At 65.9% G+C, this 18648-nt stretch carries 13 protein-coding genes and 1 tRNA gene; 7 read left to right on the top strand and 7 right to left on the bottom strand.

The genetic code is table 11. The features are described 5' to 3' along the window. Positions 1-4: 4 nt before the first annotated feature. A complete protein-coding gene (locus AC1DRE_RS10340) occupies positions 5-451 on the bottom strand; it encodes an SRPBCC family protein (protein WP_104174808.1) in 447 nt (148 codons plus the stop codon). A gap of 334 nt (positions 452-785) precedes the next feature. Between AC1DRE_RS10340 and AC1DRE_RS10345 the strand changes: the two genes are divergently transcribed. The 3 genes from AC1DRE_RS10345 to AC1DRE_RS10355 all read left to right on the top strand — a co-directional run bounded on the left by AC1DRE_RS10345 (position 786) and on the right by AC1DRE_RS10355 (position 2322). Then, a tRNA-Gly gene (locus AC1DRE_RS10345) sits at positions 786-859 on the top strand. Positions 860-1015: 156 nt separating this feature from the next. Next, positions 1016-1165: a hypothetical protein gene (locus AC1DRE_RS10350; RefSeq protein WP_364123723.1), complete on the top strand. Its 150-nt coding sequence runs from the start codon at positions 1016-1018 to the stop codon at positions 1163-1165. Next, positions 1162-2322 carry a N(5)-(carboxyethyl)ornithine synthase gene (locus AC1DRE_RS10355; protein WP_476984542.1) on the top strand — a complete coding sequence of 387 codons (1161 nt, stop codon included), beginning with the start codon at positions 1162-1164 and terminating at the stop codon, positions 2320-2322. The genes AC1DRE_RS10350 and AC1DRE_RS10355 overlap by 4 nt, the downstream gene beginning before the upstream one ends. On the opposite strand, the gene AC1DRE_RS10360 is transcribed toward AC1DRE_RS10355, so the two are convergent. Next, positions 2255-3787, bottom strand: coding sequence for an MFS transporter (locus AC1DRE_RS10360; RefSeq protein ID WP_476984543.1), 1533 nt, complete (start codon positions 3785-3787; stop codon positions 2255-2257). The genes AC1DRE_RS10355 and AC1DRE_RS10360 overlap by 68 nt on opposite strands. A gap of 178 nt (positions 3788-3965) precedes the next feature. Here AC1DRE_RS10360 and AC1DRE_RS10365 point away from each other — a divergent pair, with 178 nt between their 5' ends. Further along, positions 3966-4820 carry a LysR substrate-binding domain-containing protein gene (locus AC1DRE_RS10365; protein WP_104174811.1) on the top strand — a complete coding sequence of 285 codons (855 nt, stop codon included), beginning with the start codon at positions 3966-3968 and terminating at the stop codon, positions 4818-4820. Between the two features lie 748 nt (positions 4821-5568). Here the strand turns inward: AC1DRE_RS10365 and AC1DRE_RS10370 are convergent. Both AC1DRE_RS10370 and AC1DRE_RS10375 read right to left on the bottom strand, forming a co-directional pair. Beyond that, on the bottom strand, positions 5569-9096 hold the full coding sequence (locus tag AC1DRE_RS10370) for a bifunctional proline dehydrogenase/L-glutamate gamma-semialdehyde dehydrogenase (protein ID WP_476984544.1): 3528 nt from the start codon (positions 9094-9096) through the stop codon (positions 5569-5571). Between the two features lie 313 nt (positions 9097-9409). Next, positions 9410-10873 (bottom strand): amino acid permease, encoded by a 1464-nt coding sequence (locus AC1DRE_RS10375; protein WP_476984545.1) that lies wholly within the window; start codon positions 10871-10873, stop codon positions 9410-9412. 152 nt (positions 10874-11025) lie between these two features. Here AC1DRE_RS10375 and AC1DRE_RS10380 point away from each other — a divergent pair, with 152 nt between their 5' ends. The 3 genes from AC1DRE_RS10380 (at position 11026) to AC1DRE_RS10390 (ending at position 13604) form a co-directional block, all read left to right on the top strand. Then, a complete protein-coding gene (locus tag AC1DRE_RS10380) occupies positions 11026-11961 on the top strand; it encodes a LysR family transcriptional regulator (protein WP_476984546.1) in 936 nt (311 codons plus the stop codon). Positions 11962-12049: 88 nt separating this feature from the next. Then, the gene (gene panD, locus AC1DRE_RS10385) at positions 12050-12478 is read left to right on the top strand and encodes an aspartate 1-decarboxylase (protein ID WP_214949935.1); all 429 of its coding nucleotides are present in this window, start codon (positions 12050-12052) and stop codon (positions 12476-12478) included. Positions 12479-12680: 202 nt separating this feature from the next. Further along, entirely contained in the window at positions 12681-13604 is a 924-nt protein-coding gene (locus tag AC1DRE_RS10390; protein ID WP_476984547.1) for an AEC family transporter, read from the top strand. On the opposite strand, the gene otsB is transcribed toward AC1DRE_RS10390, so the two are convergent. The 3 genes from otsB to AC1DRE_RS10405 all read right to left on the bottom strand — a co-directional run bounded on the left by otsB (position 13601) and on the right by AC1DRE_RS10405 (position 18636). Beyond that, positions 13601-16228, bottom strand: a complete 2628-nt coding sequence (gene otsB, locus AC1DRE_RS10395) for a trehalose-phosphatase (RefSeq protein ID WP_476984548.1) — start codon at positions 16226-16228, stop codon at positions 13601-13603. The genes AC1DRE_RS10390 and otsB overlap by 4 nt on opposite strands. Positions 16229-16389: 161 nt before the next feature. Further along, entirely contained in the window at positions 16390-17493 is a 1104-nt protein-coding gene (locus AC1DRE_RS10400) for a PP2C family protein-serine/threonine phosphatase (RefSeq protein ID WP_476984549.1), read from the bottom strand. 153 nt (positions 17494-17646) lie between these two features. Then, positions 17647-18636: an LLM class flavin-dependent oxidoreductase gene (locus AC1DRE_RS10405; protein WP_476984550.1), complete on the bottom strand. Its 990-nt coding sequence runs from the start codon at positions 18634-18636 to the stop codon at positions 17647-17649. Positions 18637-18648: the final 12 nt, after the last annotated feature.

The following is an 18648-nucleotide window of genomic DNA, read 5'->3' on the forward strand; positions in this document are numbered from 1 at the left end:
GTGGCTATTGCTCCGTCGGCCGGGCTTCCAGGACTGACTTGAGGCGTTCAAGTTGGGCGACTTCCGCCTTCATGGTCCGCTGGATCATGAAATCCATGAGTCCGGCCAACCCCTTGGGCCGGAATTCCAGCGCGAACCGGACCCGCGTGTTTGTTCCCTCGGTGCTCAAGTAATAACCGCCGTGCGGCCGCGCGGGACCGGCAACCACCTGGAACTGGATCTCGGCGCCCGGCCTGAGCTGGGTAATCTGGAAGTCCGCGGCAATGGGGCGCCCCGCCGGCCCTGTTAAGGTCTGCTGGTAAACGGCGCCGTTGGCGCCCACGGCGCCGGACCGCAGTTCAATGCTACGGATTCCTTCACGCCACGAGGGAAGATTCAGCCCGTCCTGCAGGAACTGGTACACGGTCATGGCATCGCGTTCAACGACGACCTCGTACTCTGCAAATGCCACGGGGATCCCTTAATTGTCGGACAGCTTTCTGACGTAGCCCGTTCCCCTGATACTGCAGCTAACCCCCTCAGGATATTCAGGAGTGGCCGCTTCGGAGCCGCCTGCGCCGTGCCTTAACCGAACAGTTATGGAATGCGTTCCCCGCGCCCTCTTTGGCCGAACCGTTGGCCAGCCGCTCCCGCCAACGCAAGCGGGACGTGTTCGCAGTGACGTGTGCGAGCGGACGTTCGCCAACGTTTTCCGGTGTCCCTGTTCGGGGACGGCGCGCGCCTGGGGTAGAGTAAATCCGGTTGACGCAACCGGGACTATCAACCACATTGTGGCCGGTCCCCATGCGGCTGTAGCTCAATGGTAGAGCGCTAGCTTCCCAAGCTTGATACGCGGGTTCGATTCCCGTCAGCCGCTCCAATTTCCCCGCGAACTTCGCCGCTCCCGTTGCAGGCGCCTCCCAGTATCACCCGCCGCAGTCGCCTCCCGCGCTCCGCGGCTTGCCCCCCTGGCATTAGGCGGCTACCTGTATCGTCAGAAGTCAGGAACCCCTTCGGTTCCGCTACAGGAGCAATCATGGCTGACAAGTCCCCGCGTCAAGCAGCATCCAAGAAATCCGGCAAATCCATCAAGGAAAAACGCGCCGACAAGAGGGCCTCGGAAGCGCCCGCCAGCTCCCTCGACAAGGCGACCGCCGCCAAGTCAGCGAGCCCCAAAAAGAAGTGACCGGCTCCGTGAACCACCTCACCCTCGGAGTCCTCGCCAGCACGCGAAAGCCTGACGAACGGCGGCTCCCGCTCCACCCCCTTCATCTGGACCGCATAGCACCGGAGCTCAGGCGGCAGATCATCCTTGAACAGGGCTACGGCGAACGGTTCGGTGTCTCGGACAGCCACCTGGCCTCCCTTGTGGGACGGATTGCCACCCGCGACCAGATCATTGCCGACGCCGACGTCGTCCTGTTGCCCAAACCGCAGCCCGAAGACCTGGCAGAACTCCGCGACGGGCAGGTCCTCTGGGGCTGGCCGCACTGTGTCCAGGACCGAGCCATCACGCAGCTGGCCATCGACAAGAAGCTCACGCTGATCGCCTTCGAGGCCATGAACCACTGGGCCGGCGACGGCGGCTTCGGCCTGCATGTTTTCCACAAGAACAACGAGCTGGCCGGCTACTGTTCCGTCCTGCACGCACTGGCCCTGACCGGGTCCACCGGCGTTTACGGCCGGCGGCTTTCCGCCGTCGTCATCGGTTTCGGCGCCACCGCCCGCGGTGCCGTCACGGCGCTCAACGCCCACGGCATCCACGATGTCCAGGTGCTGACCAACCGGGGCGTGGCCGCGGTCGGCTCGCCCATCCACTCGGTGCGGATCGCCCAGTTCGACCATGACGACAAGGCGCCGTTCCTCAGCCAGGTCATCACCGAACGCGGCAGGGTGCCGCTGGCACCCTTCCTCGCCGCGAGCGACATCGTGGTCAACTGCACGCTGCAGGACCCCAATGCCCCCCTCACGTACCTGCGTGAAGAGGACCTTGGCGCGTTCCGTCCCGGCAGCCTGATCGTGGACGTGTCCTGCGATGAGGGCATGGGCTTCAGCTGGGCGAAACCCACAACGTTCGCCGAGCCCATGCTGACGGTGGGCAGCCACATCGATTACTACGCCGTGGACCACAGCCCGTCCTACCTGTGGAACTCCTCCAGCTGGGAGATCAGCGAAGCGCTGCTCCCCTTCCTGGAAACCGTCATTTCCGGTCCCGAGGCATGGGCCGGAAACGATACGATCGCCCGTGCCATCGAAATCCGCGGCGGAGAGATCCTCAACAAGGACGTGCTGCAGTTCCAGCAGCGGCAGGCGGAGTACCCGCACGCCCCTCTGGGCGCGTAGCGGCCGGCTGGTGCGCCGGTCCTGAAGGCCGGCGCACCGGCCGCTTCGCCGTTCGCCTGACAATCCGGAGCAGGTGGCGCCGGTCCTTGAGGTCCACTTTGAGGGTCAGCTCACCGCGCCGGGCCAGTACGACGGCGACAGTCACCGCCGCCAGGACCGGCACCCCGCCGGAGACCAGGATGGCGGTGTGCGGGTCCAGGTGCTCGGCGATCCAGCCGATCATGGGGCCGCCGATGGCCTGGCCGCCGATCAGCACCATGATGTACAGGCTCATGACGCGTCCGCGGATCCCCATGTTGGAGCTGATCTGGACCAGCTGGTTCGAGGCGGTCAGGAACATCAGGCACCAGAACCCGGAAAGCACCATGGCCGCGCCGAACCACACCATGGACGGCGCCAGCGCCGCCAGGCAGAGCATAAGCCCGTACATTCCGGCGCCAAGGACCACTGACCGCAGCCGCAGGTGCCGGCGGCGGGTGGAGGCAATGGCCCCGGCCAGCGCACCGAGCGCAACCAGCGCGTTCAGCAGGCCGTAGCCTCCGGCACCGACGTCGTACACGTGGTCCGCGAAGGCGGCCAGCAGCACCGGCAGGCTCATGGCGAATACTGCGATGAACCCGGCCATCAGCCACGGCCAGTAGATGGTCGGCTTGCTGAGTGCGTACCGCAGCCCCTCCCGGAGCATTCCCTTGCGCTTTGGAGCAGGGGCACTGATGAACAGCTGGTCCTTGCGCAGGAGCAGGAGCATGGCCACCGTTGAGCAGCAGGCCACGGCGTTTGCGGCGAAGGCCCAGCCGGCCCCCACGGCGGTGAGCAGAAGTCCGGCGATTGCAGGGCCGATGAGCCCGCCCAGCTGGAAGGTTGTGGAATTCACGCTGATGGCGTTGCGCAGGTACGTGGGGCCGACGAGTTCGTTAACGAAAACCTGCCGTGCCGGCTGGTCAAGGACGGTGACAAGGCCCAGCACCAGGGCGATGGTGTAGACGTGCCACACTTCAATGCGCTGGCTGAGCGCGAGGATAGCCAGGGCGGCTGCGAGCAACGCCGCGACGGCCTGGCACAGAACCAGGATCTTCCGTTTCGGGAACCTGTCCGCCATCATCCCGCCCCACGGCCCCAGCACCAGGGACGGCATGAACTGCAGCGCCACGGTGATGCCGACGGCGGTGACCGAGCCGGAAAGCTGCAGCACCAACCAGTCCTGCGCGATCCGTTGCATCCAGAGCGCCACCACCGCGATGAAGTGCCCGATGGCAAAAATACGGAAATTGGGGACCCGGAGGGAAATGAAGGTGTGGCGCCACGGGAGCCGTTCAGTGACGACGGCGATCGGCTGGGTGGCGTCCGCGGGCCGCGTTGGCGCAGTCTGCGGCGGATCAGTCTGCGAGGGCGGGGAACAGGCGGAGGCGGCGGACTCGATGACGGGCTGGCTGACGGTTGCCGTGGAAGGCGGAGGGGGTGCCACAGGGAATCCTCAAAAGGTGCGGGTGAGCGGGATACCTCCACGCTATGGTGGCCCAAAGTGATTATGGAAGCGTATTGTTCCTATAACTAACATTGCGAACCGTAATACTGCCAGGCGCGGGGCCGCCCTCACGGGGGTTCCGACACCCGCGTCCGCCGCCCGCCACCCCAGGAGTGCCATGTTTGAACCCGCCCAGCTCCGGTCCTTTTTGGCTGTCGCCGAGACCCTGAGCTTCACGAAGGCGGCGGAGCGGCTGGGCCTGGCCCAGCCCACTGTCAGCCAGCACGTGCGCAAGCTGGAAGCCGCGGCGAAGCGGGTGCTGATCGCCCGTGACACGCGGGATGTGCGGCTGACGGACAACGGCGATGCCATGGCAGGTTTCGCCCGGACCATCCTCGCGGCCCACGATGCCGCCTCCCGCTATTTCTCCGGGTCCGCCATGCGCGGCAGGCTGCGTTTCGGCACGGCGGACGACCTCGCGATCACAGGCCTCCCCCGGATCCTCCGGGAGTTCCGCCAGATCTACCCGCAGATCAACCTGGAACTCACAGTGGGCCAGAGCGACCAGCTCTACAAGAAACTGAATGCCGGCCAGCTGGACCTCGTGTTCGTGAAGTGGGTTGCCGGAGCCAAGGACGGGACTGTGGTGCAGCACGACGCGTTCGCCTGGGTGGGCCTGGAACAGACGGCACTTGAACCAGGGGATCCTGTTCCGCTGATCGCCTACCCCTCGCCCAGCCTTAGCAGGAAGCTTGCCATTGACGCCCTCGAATCCCGGGGCCGGACGTGGCGCATCACCTGCACCACCCGGCAGATCAGCGGCGTCCTGGCGGCGGTCCGGGCGGGCATCGGCGTGGCCGTCATGCCGTCCTCGCTGGTCCCCGAGGACCTCAAGATCATCACCCGACGCTTTGACCTGCCGCCGGTTGGAGACGTCGACTTCACCCTGATCCGCAACCCTCTTGCCAATGCCGAGGTGATCGAGGCGCTCACCCAGGCGATTGTGGGGCGCACGCTGAAGCGCTCCGCGTAGCAGTTGGGTACCGCCCAAGTAGTGGCATTAACAGCACTTAACCAAGTAAGTACTTTCCGGGCATAAACGATTAGTGCGCGTAAGTGATTGAAGATATTACGCGCGTAATTTATGCTTGAATTCTGTTAAAGGTTATGCAGAAGCCAATGACAACGATTCGATGACGAACCGTGTCCGCCGCCGCTGCCTTGGGGGCGCCTGTCGGACAACGTTCGGGATAGGCATGCGATGACGCCAACCACGAACCACCCGCATCTTTCAGTCTCAAATTCAGTCCACTCACTAAAAACGGTACGCCCGCTGGCGGTAGGGACGCACCGCAACACGCCAGCACATCATGAATCAAGCGCACACGCTGATCTAGTCACTCAGCGCGAACCGCACGCCGCCGCCACCCTGGTGGACACCGAGTTTGTGGGTAGCCCCTACTGCGAGCGCTGCGGCACGGATGAGTTTATTTACTTGGAGACCTTCGTCCCGGCAAAGTACCGGCACGACGGCACACTCCGGAAGCCGGGCGAAGTTACGTACTTCTGCACCGGCTGCGAAGATTTTTCGGCACACTCGGTCCCAGCCTCGTGGGTGCCGCCCGGCTGGTATTTGGGCTAGCCGCAACTCCCCTGATAATCACCTAACCTGATACTCGCCTCAACAGAAACGAATCGCCGCCGGCAGGCACCCGAGGGTGGCCGCCGGCGGCGATTGCTTTTGGCCTGAACCCGTCTGGGTGAGGCTACCGAACTGCGTCCTAGATCAGGGTGTCCGAGAGGTGGTTCGGGGTTCCGAAGCGGTGCGCGGTGATGCTGACGGCCTGCTCGTGCAGGAACGGCAGCAGCTCCACACGGCCGGCCTCGGTGACGGGGTGGCCGTAGATGGCAAGGTCCGGTCGCCCGCCGGTGGCTTTGGCCAGCGCCGTCGCGTCGCCGCCCAGGAGCCGGATCCGTCCGCCGGACAGCTTGCCTGCAGCGGCGAGCCCCGCCGCGGAGGCCAGCCACGCGGCGTCGTCCTCCACGGTGACTGTGATATCCAGTGCAGTGAGCGCCGCCTGCAGCGGAGCAGGAAGTTCGACGGCGGTGGATACCGTCAGTGCCGACCCGGCCAGGACGCCGGCGGCTACTGTCCGCACCAGGGCAACGACAGGTTCATCCGCGGAGAGCCGGACGGTCACCGGCAGGGAGCGGTAGCGGAAGATGTTCCGCTCGGCGCTCAGGCCGGAGACATCCTTGGCGGTGCCGAACTCTTTGGCCCAGGCGAGGGCGTCGGAAGCCAGTGCACGCTGCAGGGATTCGAAGGTGGCACCGTCCAGTGAGCCCTTCGCGGCACCAACCAGGCGGCGGACGCCCGCATTGGTGACGGCTGCCGATGCGCCGGCGGCAGTGCTCGGCTTGCTTTCCCAGGCACCGAGACCGGCGAGGTAGTTGGGTCCGCCAGCCTTGGTTCCGGCGCCGACGGCGGACTTCTTCCAGCCGCCGAACGGCTGCCGCTGCACGATTGCTCCGGTGATGCCGCGGTTGACGTAGAGGTTGCCTGCCTGGATGGTCTCCAGCCAGAGCCCCACTTCCTCGGTGCTCAGTGAGTGCAGGCCGGCGGTCAGGCCGTACTCCACCTGGTTCTGGATGGCGATGGCGTCTTCCAGGGTGTCCGCTGTCATGACGCCCAGCACCGGACCGAAGAACTCCGTGAGGTGGAAGTAGGATCCGCGGCGCACTCCGTAGCGGACGCCCGGGCTCCAGAGCCGGCCGGACTCGTCCAGCTGCCGCGGCTCAACGGCCCAGCTTTCGCCTTGGCCAAGGGTGGTGAGGGCGTTCAGGAGCTTGCCGTTGGCGGGTTCGATGATCGGACCCATCTGGCTGGCAGGGTCCTCCGGGTAGCCAACCTTGAGGGACGTGACGGCGTCAATGAGCTGGTTGTGGAACCGCTTGGAGGTGGCCACAGAGCCCACCAGGATCACGAGCGAGGCGGCGGAGCACTTCTGGCCGGCGTGCCCGAAGGCAGAGTAGGCGACGTCCTTGGCGGCGAGGTCAAGGTCCGCGCTGGGCGTGACGATGATGGCGTTCTTGCCGCTGGTTTCGGCGAGGAGCGGCAGGTCCTTGCGGAAGGAGCGGAACAGCTCGGCGGTTTCGTAGCCGCCGGTCAGGATCACACGGTCCACGGCGGGGTGGGAGATCAGCTGCTGGCCGAGTTCACGCTCGCCCAGCTGGACCATGGTGAGCACGTCGCGCGGCACGCCGGCTTCCCAGAGCGCTTCGATCATCACGGCACCGCTGCGGCGGGCCTGCTTGGCGGGCTTGATCACGACGGCGGAGCCGGCGGCGAGTGCCGCGAGGGTGGAGCCGGCCGGGATGGCCACCGGGAAATTCCACGGCGGGGTCACCACGGTGAGCTTCGCGGGCACGAACGTGGCGCCGTCGACGTCGTCGAGCTTGCGCGCGGACTCGGCGTAGTAGTGGGCGAAGTCCACGGCTTCGCTGACCTCCGGGTCGCCCTGGTCGAGGGTCTTGCCGGTTTCGCTGGCCATGACTTCAAGCAGGTCGGCGCGGCGGGCCTCCAGGATATCGCCCGCACGGTGCAGGACGACGGCGCGCTCGGCGCCGCTGAGGGCGCCCCAGGCTTTGCCCTTTTCGACGGCCGTGGCGATCACCGTGTTGAGCGTCTCTGCGTCCGCGATGGTGGCGGCTTCCACGGAGTCGTTGCCAAGCGTGGAGAACGGAACGCGTTCCAGGATTGCGCGGCCCCAGTCTCGGTTGGCCGGCAGGGACGGGTCGGTGTCCGGGGTGTTCTCGAAGAAGTCGCGCGGCATGGGCTCGGCCGCGAGGCTGCGGTCCTGCCGGCGGTTGGCCGGCGGAACCTGGTCATCGAGCTCTGCCAGCGAGGCGAGGAAGCGCTGCTTCTCGCGCTCGAAGAGCGCTTCGTTTTCGCTGAGCTCGAACACTGCGGACATGAAGTTGTCCTGGCTCGCGCCCTCTTCGAGGCGGCGGATCAGGTAGGCGATGGCGACGTCGAACTCAGCCGGGTGCACCACGGGGGTGTAGAGCAGGAGCGAGCCCACATCCTTCTTGACGGCTTCGGCCTGCCCCTGCGCCATACCGAGCAGCATCTCGAATTCGATGCCGGATTCCACGCCGCGCTGCTTGGCGAGCAGCCAGGCGAACGCGATGTCGAAGAGGTTGTGGCCGGCCACACCGATCCGGACGTTCTTGATCCGGTTCGGGTGCAGCGAGTAGTTGATGACGCGCTTGTAGTTGGTGTCCGAGTCCTGTTTGGTGCCCCAGGTGGCCAGCGGCCAGTCGTGGAGGGAAGCCTCGACGTGTTCCATGGGCAGGTTGGCGCCCTTGACCACGCGGACCTTGATCGCGGCGCCGCCGTCGGCGCGGCGGGCGGCGGCCCAGTCCTGCAGGCGGATCATGGCGGACAGGGCATCCGGGAGGTAGGCCTGGAGCACGATGCCGGCCTCAAGGTTCTTGAACTCCGGCTTGTCCAGGATCCGGGTGAAGACCGCAATGGTCATGTCCAGGTCCTTGTATTCCTCCATGTCCAGGTTGATGAACTTGGCGTTCTGTCCGGCACCGGCAAAGGAGGCTGCGCGGGCGAACAGCGGAGTGAGCTTTTCCACGACGTGTTCCACCGCCTCGTCGAAGGCCCACGGCGAGTGCGGGGCCACGGTGGAGGAGACCTTGATGGAGACGTAGTCCACGTCCGGGCGGGCCAGCAGCGTGTGGGTTCCTTCGAGCCGGCGGGAGGCCTCGTGTTCGCCGAGGACGGCTTCGCCGAGGAGGTTGACGTTGAGCTTGATGCCGTCCTTGCGGATTTTCGCGATGGCCGGTCCCAGCTTGGCATCGGTGGCGTCGACAATGAGGTGGCCCACCATTTCGCGGAGCACGCGGCGGGCGACCGGGATGACCACCTGCGGCAGGGCCGGAGCCATGGTGCCGCCGAGGCGGACGGCGCTGCGCATGTACCAGGGAAGGAACGCCGGGACCTTGGGCGCGAGGGCAGCAAGGTTGCGGGCGGCCACGCGGAGGTCTTCGGGGCGGACCACGCCGTCCACGAAGCCAACGGTGAAGTCGAGCCCGTTGGGGTCCTTCAGAACGCCGGCGAGCTGTTCAGCGGAGGCATCCACGGGGACCTTGGCGGCTTCCGTCAACCAGTGGCGCACCAGCCCGATTGCGTCGCCGGCCAGGGCCTGGGCTTCGGGCACGTGGGACGTGGCTGCAACGGCCGGTTCGGTGGCCGCCTTCCCGGTGAAGACGCCGGGCTCCGTTGAAATGTTGGTCATATCTAACACTCGTTCTTTCCGTTGGTGAGGTCGTTCTTTCCTTCAGTATGATCCTCGGGTCACTTAAGATAAAGCGATGTTTTCTGAGCAATACAGGTTAGAAAACCCAACGATTAAAAATCCCGTCCGAACGTTCGGAATCCACCCCGGACGCTCTCTCACTTCCTGCAGCTTTCCAGGCGACGCTCTCTCAGTTTTCGCACACAAACGACGAACCCTCCCCCACCGAGGTGAAAGAGGGTTCGTCGATATGGCACCGGATCTGAGAAAGCGTCCGGTTATTCGTTGCAGGAAGTGAGAGAGCGTCGGACTGCTACCCCACGGGGCGGTGCATCTCCACGGCTTCTTCGTGCCGCGGGCTGTCGGGATTCATCAGCGAGTGCTTGCGGCCGTAGCCGAAGTAGATGATCAGGCCGATGACCAGCCAGATCACGAAGCGCCATTTGGTGTCCGCGGGAAGCTGCCAGATGAGCAGCGCGGAGGCCAGGACGCCGAAAGCCGGGATGAACGGCATCAGCGGAAGGCGGAACGTGCGGGGCGCATCGGGCTTCTTGTAACGGAAGACGATCACGGCCACGCAGACCACCACGAATGCTGCCAGGATCCCAATGTTTGTCAGGTCGGCGACAGCCTTGATGGGGAAGACGCCCGCCAGCAGCGCCGAAGCGACACCGGCAATCCACGTCACGCGCTGAGGAGTTCCGTGCTTGTCCGTTCCAGCGAACCAGCCGGGCAGGAGACCATCGCGGCTCATGGAGAACCAGACGCGGGTGACGCCGAGCAGGAAGGTCAGCATCACCGTGAGGATGGAGAGAACGGCGAATACCGAGATGATGGTGGCAATCACGGGCAGGCCGACACTGGTGAACGCTGAGGCGAAACCGGCGGCAGGATCGATGTCCTTGTAGTTCTGCATTCCGGTGAGGACCAGGGTGGCCGCCACGTACAGGAGCATGGCGATGATCAGAGACAGGACGATGGCCTTGGGCATGTGCTTCTTGCCGTCCGTGGCTTCCTCGGCCGCCGTACTCATGGCGTCGTACCCGAACACGGCGAAGAAGACGGTCGCAGAGCCCGCCAGCACCGGGCCGAAACCGCTGGGCATGAACGGGTTGTAGTTATTGGTGTCGATGTAGAAGACGCCCAGGCCGATAATGAACAGAATCAGGACTACTTTGATGGCCACGGCTACCAGTTCAAACCGGCCGAAAGCCTTGGTTCCGCGGGACAGGATCCAGGTCACCAGAAGACAGACCAGGATGGCGGGAATGTTGACAATGCCGCCCTTGCCTTCATCAGCCGTCGAGGTCATCCACGTCGGAAGGTGAATTCCGATGCCGGAGAGGAAAGCGTCAAAGTAGCCGGAAATGCCGATAGCCACTACCGCTACGATTGCGATGTATTCGAGCAGAAGGTCCCAGCCGATAAACCAGCCAATCACTTCGCCCAGGGCCACATAGCCGTATGTGTAAGCGGAACCGGCCCGTGGGATCATTCCCGCGAATTCTGCATACGACAGCGCTGCCGCCGCTGAGGCCAGGCCCGCGATGAGGAATGAGAACAGCACTGCGGGCCCCACACCCGGAGTGTCTTCATTGCCGGCCGCCACCAGCCCGGCGAGGGAGAATATCCCGACGCCGATAATGCCGCCGACGCCGATGGCTGTCAGTTGCCAGAGGCCGAGCGATTTGAATAGTCCGCTGTGCTTGTTTTCTTCTTCAATGTCGTCGAGTGGCTTGCGCCGCATTATTGATTGGGTGGTATCTCTAGTACTCATCAGGAACTCCTGCTTGGGGTGCGGCCCCATCGCGGTGCCCTGGCGAGGGTCTGTGACGGGGGTAACTCACTGGATCAGTATGCAAGCCCAATTGCATTAGATAAAGTGAATTCTCCTAATTAATATTCATTAGATTTAGCGAAGGAACAGCCATGCTCGACGTCCGGCGGTTGAGGCTGCTCCGTGAACTGAAGATCCGGGGAACCCTGGCCGAAGTGGCGGACGCCCTCCAGTACAGTCCCTCGTCGGTCTCCCAGCAGTTGGCACTGCTGGAAAAGGAAGCCGGAGTCCAGCTGCTGCGCAAGACCGGACGCCGGGTCCAGCTGACCCCGCAGGCCGAGGTCCTCGTGGCACACACCGCCCATCTACTCGAAACCCTGGAGCAGGCCGAGGCGGACCTGGCGGCCTCGCTGACCACTGTTACAGGCACGGTCCGGATCGCCGTCTTCCAGTCCGCGGCCTTGGCCCTGATGCCGGGCACCCTCACGCGGATGGCCGCCAGCTACCCCGAGGTCAGGATCGAAATGGTCCAGCGGGAGCCGGAGACTGCCCTGCACGAAACGTGGGCCCGGGACTTTGACCTGGTCATCGCGGAACAGTATCCCGGCCACGCCGCCCCGCGGTACGCGGAACTCGACCGCCTCCGGCTGACCGGCGACGCCATCCGGCTGGCCATCCCCGGACCGGACAAGGGCCTGCCGCCCATCAGTTCGCTCGAGGACACGGCGGACCTCGCATGGGTAATGGAGCCGAGAGGTGCCGCGTCCCGGCACTGGGCCGAACAGGCCTGCCGGAGCGCCGGCTTTGAGCCCGACGTCCGGTACGAAACTGCCGACCTGCAGGCACAGATCCGGCTGATCGAGTCCGGCAACGCCGTCGGCCTGATGCCGGATCTGGTCTGGACCGGACGGGGAACGTCGGCGGAACTGCTGCTCCTGCCGGGCAATCCGCACCGGACCGTGTTCACGTCCGTGCGGCGGTCCAGCGTCAAGCGGCCCGCCATCCTGGCCGCCCGGGAAGTGCTGGCCATAACCGCCGACTCGATTGCTCCGGCGGGGCCTGTCCCGCCGGAGGCCAAGTCCGCATGATCCCCGGCATGGCCATGTTCGCGGCCCCAGCAGGGGAGTTGCCTACGTCACAGCGCGGAATTACACCGGGCGTTAGACTGAACACGTTATGAATCGCACAATGTTTAAGTCCAAAATCCACCGGGCCACTGTCACGCATGCCGATCTGCACTACGTCGGGTCGGTCACCGTTGACCTGGACCTGCTGGAGGCTGCGGACATTCTCCCGGGAGAGCTCGTAGCGATCGTCGACGTCACCAATGGCGCCCGCCTGGAGACATACACCATCGCGGGCGAGCGCGGTTCCGGTGTCATCGGCATCAACGGGGCGGCCGCGCACCTGATGCACGAAAATGACATCGTCATCCTGATCACCTATGCCGAGATGACCACGGAAGAGGCCCGGTCCTACACGCCGAAGGTTGTCCACGTGGACAAGGACAACAAGATTGTCCAGATCGGCAACGACCCCGCCGAGGGCCACACCCGCGGCCTCATGCGGCCGCCGTTCGCCCTTAACAATTCCGCCCTGAACTAAGCGGGCAGCCAGCCCGGGCGCCCCGGCATGGCGCGGATCCGGAAGTGTCCCCGGCCGGAATCCGGCCCGTCCGGATACCGAGATCCTGCCCACACTCCGGCTTCAGGCTGATTAAATCTGATTAGGCTGGGATGGTGAACGCTAACCCCTGCCCGCCTGCCCTGCCAAGGACACCGCCAGGGACGCTTTCAGGGACGTTCGGGTGCTAGGCGTTCTCGCGGGCTTCTTCGTGGTGTGGTGCATCATCCTGGTCGGTATGTTCGTGGGCCGACGGAATGTGCTCGGGGAGAACGCCCGTTCCGTGCTCAGCTCGCTGACCTTCTTCGTGGCCAGCCCGGCGCTCCTCTTCGAGACGCTCGGCAAGGCCAAGCTCCACGATGTCTTTGCCGCTCCCCTGCTGGTCACCGCCGTCGGTGCGATGGTCACGGCCGCACTCTTTTTCGTGATTGTCCGTTTCCTGCTGAAGCGGACCGTGCCCGAGTCGCTGATGTCGTCCATGAGCGCGTCACTGGCAAACTCCGCCAACCTGGGCATCCCCATCGCCGTTTATGTCCTCGGCGACGCCAGCTACGTGGCGCCGCTGCTGATCTTCCAACTGGCCTTCTTCACGCCGCTCTTCCTGATGGCGCTGGATGCCACCACCAGCGCACACCGGACCACGCCCGCCCGCTTCGCACTCATGATCCTCAAGAACCCGATGATCGTGGGTTCCGCGCTGGGCCTGGTGGTGGCGGGAACTGGATGGCAGGTGCCGGAGCTGGTCATGCAGCCCATCCACCTGATCGGCGGGGCAGCCATCCCGGCCATGCTGATCGCGTTCGGCATGAGCCTGAACGGCTCCCGGCCGCTGCAGGCAGCCGCCGGCCGCCGCCTCGACACCCTCCTGGCCAGCGCCTTCAAGCTCGTGATCCATCCGGCCATCGCCTACGTTTTCGCCCGGATGCTCGGCATGGAAGGGCATGCCCTGTTCGCCGTCGTGGTGACGTCCGCGCTGCCCACCGCCCAGAACGTTTTCGTGGCGGCCAGCCGCTACCGGACGGGCATCACCGTGGCGAAGGACACCGTTCTCATCACCACGGTTGTGGCCGTCCCGGCAATGATCGTCGTGGCCCTGCTCCTGACCTAGTTCTTCTGGTGCTGGTCCAGGAGCCGGGCGCAGCGGATGAAGCCGAGGTGCGAGTACGCCTGCGGGTGGTTGCCCAGGTGGGTTTCGGTGCCGGGATCGTACTCCTCGGGCAGCAGGCCGGTGGGACCGAACAGGTTCACCAACTGGTCGAACAGATCCCACGCCTCCTCGATCCGGCCCACCGCCACGTAGGCCTCAATCAGCCAGGTGGTGCAGATGTGGAAGCCGCCCTCCAGGCCCGGCAGGCCGTCGTCGTACCTGTACCGAAAGACCGTGGGTCCCACCCGAAGTTCCCGTTCCACGGCGGTGACGGTGTCCAGGAACCGCTGGTCGTTCACGTCCAGCAGGCCGGACAGGCCGATGTGCAGCACCGCTGCGTCCAGGTCCGGACTGTCGTAGGCCACGGTGTAGGAGGCCGCTCCGTCGTCCCAGCCTTCGCGGAGGACTTCCTCGCGGATGGTTGCGGCGGTGGGCGCCCAGGACGGTTCCGGTTCCCTGCCGTGCCGGGCAGCGGTGCGCAGGGCACGGTCCAGAGTCACCCAGCACATGACTTTGGTGTATACGTGGTGCCGCGGGGCCCGGCGCGCTTCCCAGATGCCGTGATCGGCCTCATGCCAGCGGGCCATCACCGCGGATGCCATCTGGACCATGAGCTCCCAGTGCGAATCCTCCAGCGCGCCCTCGCGTTCGCTCACTGCGGAGATAAGTTCAGCGATGGGCCCGAACACGTCGAGCTGCACCTGGTGGTCCGCTGCGTTGCCGATCCGGACGGGGCGGGATCCCGCATAGCCGGGCAGGCTTTCGATGATGGCCTCCGTGGACAGCGGTGCTCCCGTGACCGAATACAGCGGGTGCAGCCATTCCGGCCCGGGCGCGTTGTCCAGGATCCGGCCCAGCCAGCGGAGGAACCCGTACGCTTCCGTGGTGGAGCCCAGGTCCACCAGCGCGTTGACGGTCATGGAGCCGTCCCGCAGCCAGCAGTAGCGGTAGTCCCAGTTCCGGGTGCCGCCGATTCCTTCCGGCAGTGACGTGGTGGGCGCTGCGAGCACGGCACCGGTGGGTTCGTGCACCAGCGCGCGGAGCACCAGCGCCGAGCGGCGCACCAGCGATGGCTTGACGCCGGGCAGCGCCAGGTCCTGGACCCACCGCCGGGAGTGATGGGCGACGGCGGCACGGCGCTCCGTTTCGCCGCTCACCTGGGCGTGGCTTGGATCGGTGTCACCGCAGCGCAGGTTGAGCACCACGGGCCCGTTCTGCAGGTTGACGTCGGCGGTGGCAGTGGCATGGCGGCCGTCCGAGGTGATGGAAAAACTGACGCCGGGAGCCAGCAGGATGATGGGATCCGAGGTGCCCACCACGTGCAGTTCCTCGCCCCGGGCCTCCATGCTGAACGGCGCGTTGGCGTAGTCGGGCCGGGGAGCGAAGACGATCCTGGCCGCGCCGCTGCCTGACAGCACCCGGACCAGGCTGGTTATCCCGTCCGGGGCCGGTTCGAGGTAGTCGGTCACCGTGACGTCTGCCCAGCGGGTCTCCACAATCATGGTGCTGTCCACATAGCGCTGACCCAGAACCTGGGACGCCTTGACGGGTTCCACCGAGAAGTGACCCGCGGCGTCGCCACCCAGGATATGTGCGAACAGGGACCCGGAGTCCGGCAGCGGATGGCTCATCCAGCACACCTTGGCTTCAGGGGTGATCAGGGCCGTGGACGAGCCGTTGCCGATCATGGAGTGGCGCTCCAGGCCGACGGCGTCCTCCCCGAACAGCCACGCCCGCCGCAGTTCAAACAGGATGGCCAGTACCCGGGCGAAAGATTCGGGATCCCGCAGCCGGTGGGACGCGGCCGTTGGTCCCTCCCCCACCTTGATTCCCATGTCCGGGCCGCGGAGCGTGGCCATGGCCAGTTCGTCGCTGGAGGCATCACCGGCATACAGGGCGGCGCTCACGCCCAGGCGGGCACGGAGATGCTCCAAGGCGTCGGCCTTGGACGGTTCCACCACGGAGAGGTCCAGCACGGAACCGTCAACAATGTAGAACAGTCCGTGGGCGCGGGCCACTGCCTCGGCTTTTTCCAGCACTTTGGCGACGATCGCGGGCGAGGCCGGCCGCGTGTGCACGGACACCGCCACCGGCTTCCGTTCGATGCTGATCCCCTTGTAGGCGCCGATGGTTTCAACCAGGGCCTGGCTCGCCTGCTGCAGGACGGATTCGGTGGCCAGCGAGAGCCCGTGGGCGAAGCCCATGTCGAATTCCGCCCCGTGCGAGCCGACCAGGTGCACTTCCGCCGGAAGCCGGGACACGGCCGCCAGATCCCGCAGCGACCTTCCGGAGATGACGGCGGCGTGGGTATTGGGCAGGGCGGCCAGGGCCCGGAGGGCGATCGCGGCGCTGCCCAGCGGCAAGGTTTCGGTGGAGATGCCTTCCGCATCACAGAGGGTGCCGCCGTAGTTGCAGGCCACCAGCAGCCCGGGCGTCCGGGCAAGGATCTTGAGTTCAGCGAGCAGGTTCGGCGTGAGGCCGTCGTCGGCTGCATCCGACTGCACAAAGGCGCGGAGCAGGCCGAGCGGCAGGGACCGAGTCAGGAGTGCGGAATCGGCCACGGTCTGGTTGAGCGGAGTAGGCACAGTCGACGTCCTTCGGATAATCCCCAATGATGCGTGAGAAAGTCCGGCGAGGGACATACCCCCAGTTTCCTGTGCCGTCGTTACACCAGAATATCCCTGTCATTGCGGGAATGTAACGTGTGCGCGCCCTCCTTTAGAGGCAGAAGGCGGCTCCCGGGCAGCTACCGCCGAGCCCGCTTCAGCACAACCACTGTGGCGTCGTCGGAAACGTCCCGTCCGGAGGCCAGCTCCAGGACCGCGTCGCAGGCTGCCTGCGCGCTGGCGCTGGCGGACACAGTGCCCGCCACCACGGCGGTCAGGACCTCGACGTCAGGGTAGACATCGAGCAGGCCGTCGCTGACCACTGCCAGCGAGTCGCCCGGCTCCAGCGAAACCTGGTGCGCGTCCCATTCCTGGCCCGGCCAGGCTCCGACGGGCGGTCCGCCGGTGAGCAGCCGGGAAGAACTGCCGTCCGCCTTGATGTGCAGCGCCAGTCCGTGGCCGGCGTCCACGTAGCTCAGGATGCCGGTGGATGCGGCGAGCCGGGCGTGAAAGAGCGTGACGAAGGACGCGGACTGCTCCAGGTCGGCTTCGAGGATCCGCCCCGCGGACTGGAAGGCCTCGCCCAGCGGCGATCTGTGGGCAACCGAACGCATGACGGCGCGGACGGTGGCCGCGATCAGCGCGGCCCCCATGCCTTTGCCCATGGCGTCCGCCAGCGTCAGCTGCAGGCCGCCGTCGTTCGGGTACCAGTCGAAGAAGTCGCCGCCGACGTTCCGGGACGGCCGGAACGACCCGGCGATGTCGAACCCGTCGAGGGACAGGCCCTCCGCCGGCAGCAGGCTGCGCTGGACCTCGACGGCGCGGCGCAGTTCGTCCTGGACTGCGGCTTCGTGTACGGCGCTGGCGCGCGGCCGGCGGAACAGTGCGGTGATCCTGGACCCGAGCTCGCGGGGGCTGAAGGGCTTGGTGAGATAGTCGTCAGCGCCGGTGTCGAGCCCGGTCAGGCGGTCCAGTTCCTCGCCGCGGGCGGTGATCATCAGGATGTAGGCGTCGGAAAAGCGGCGCAGTTCGCGGCAGACCTCAACGCCGTCGATGTCGGGCAGGTTCAGGTCCAGAGTCACCAGTTCAGCGCCGTCGCGCTGCATCAGTTCAATGCCGGCCCGCCCCGTTGAGGCGGAGGAAACCTGGAAACCCTGCTTGGTCAGGATGTGGACCAGCAGGCCGCGGATGTCTTCATCGTCCTCAATGACCAGGGCACGGCGTACGTCCGGCTCAACAGTCATGCACTTATTAGACTCCGTGCGGCTGTTATTGTCACATCCGCATCTTCCGTGACGTTCTGCCACACGGGCTGTGTGCTTGCTGCCGGGTCGGGCGAGCGGTCCGGTGCGGCCGCGGCACCCGACCGCGGACATCCGCGGCCGGGGAGGCGGCGCCTAGACCCGGGCCATCCCGGCTGCCGCGGCGAGCAGTTCGACGGAGCGCAGGCGGGCCTCTGTTCCGTTGCTCTGGTGGGCCACGATCAGCTCGTCCGCGTCAGCATGGGCAGTGAACTCGTCGAGGTAGTCCATCACCACATCCGGAGTGCCGATGGCCGAGTACTTCATCATCTGCGCCACGTGCTGGCCCTGCGGCGAATCGAGGATCATGTCCGCCTCATCGTCGGTGAACACCCTGCCGTTGCCGAAGAACAGGGACACGCGGGCGCGTTTGGTGGCCTGGAACATCTCCTGCGCCTCGGCGGCTGAATCGGCCGCAATGACATTCACGCCGGCGATCACATGCGGAGCGTCCAGCTGGGCCGAGGGCTTGAATTCGCGGCGATAGGCGGCCACGGCGTCCTGCAGGGCGTTGGGTGCGAAGTGCGAGGCGAAGGCGTACGGCAACCCGAGCTGCGCTGCCAGCCGGGCCCCGAAAAGCGAGGACCCCAGGATGTACAGCGGCACGTTGGTGCCCTTGCCCGGCGTGGCCTCCACACCCTGGATGCGGGTGGGACCGGTCAGGTAGCCCTGCAGTTCCAGGACATCCTGCGGAAAGCTGTCCGCCGACATCGGGTCGCGGCGGAGGGCCCGCATGGTGTTCTGGTCACTGCCCGGCGCACGGCCCAGGCCGAGGTCGATGCGTCCGGGATGCAGCGTCTCCAGGGTGCCGAACTGCTCGGCGATGGTCAGCGGGGAGTGGTTGGGCAGCATCACGCCGCCGGCGCCCAGCCTGATGCTGCTGGTGTTGGCCGCGATGTGGGCGATCAGCACGCTCGTGGCCGAGGAGGCGATGGAGGACATGTTGTGGTGCTCGGCGTACCAGACCCGGCGGTAGCCCAGTTCCTCGGCCCGCTGCGCCATGGCCACGCTGCCGGCGAAACTCTCGGCCGCTGTTTGACCCTTCGCGATGGTGGCCAGGTCAAGGATGGAAAGCGGAACAGTCACGGAGGAGCCGGC

It is taken from the genome of Arthrobacter sp. P4_H3 (assembly GCF_056400885.1).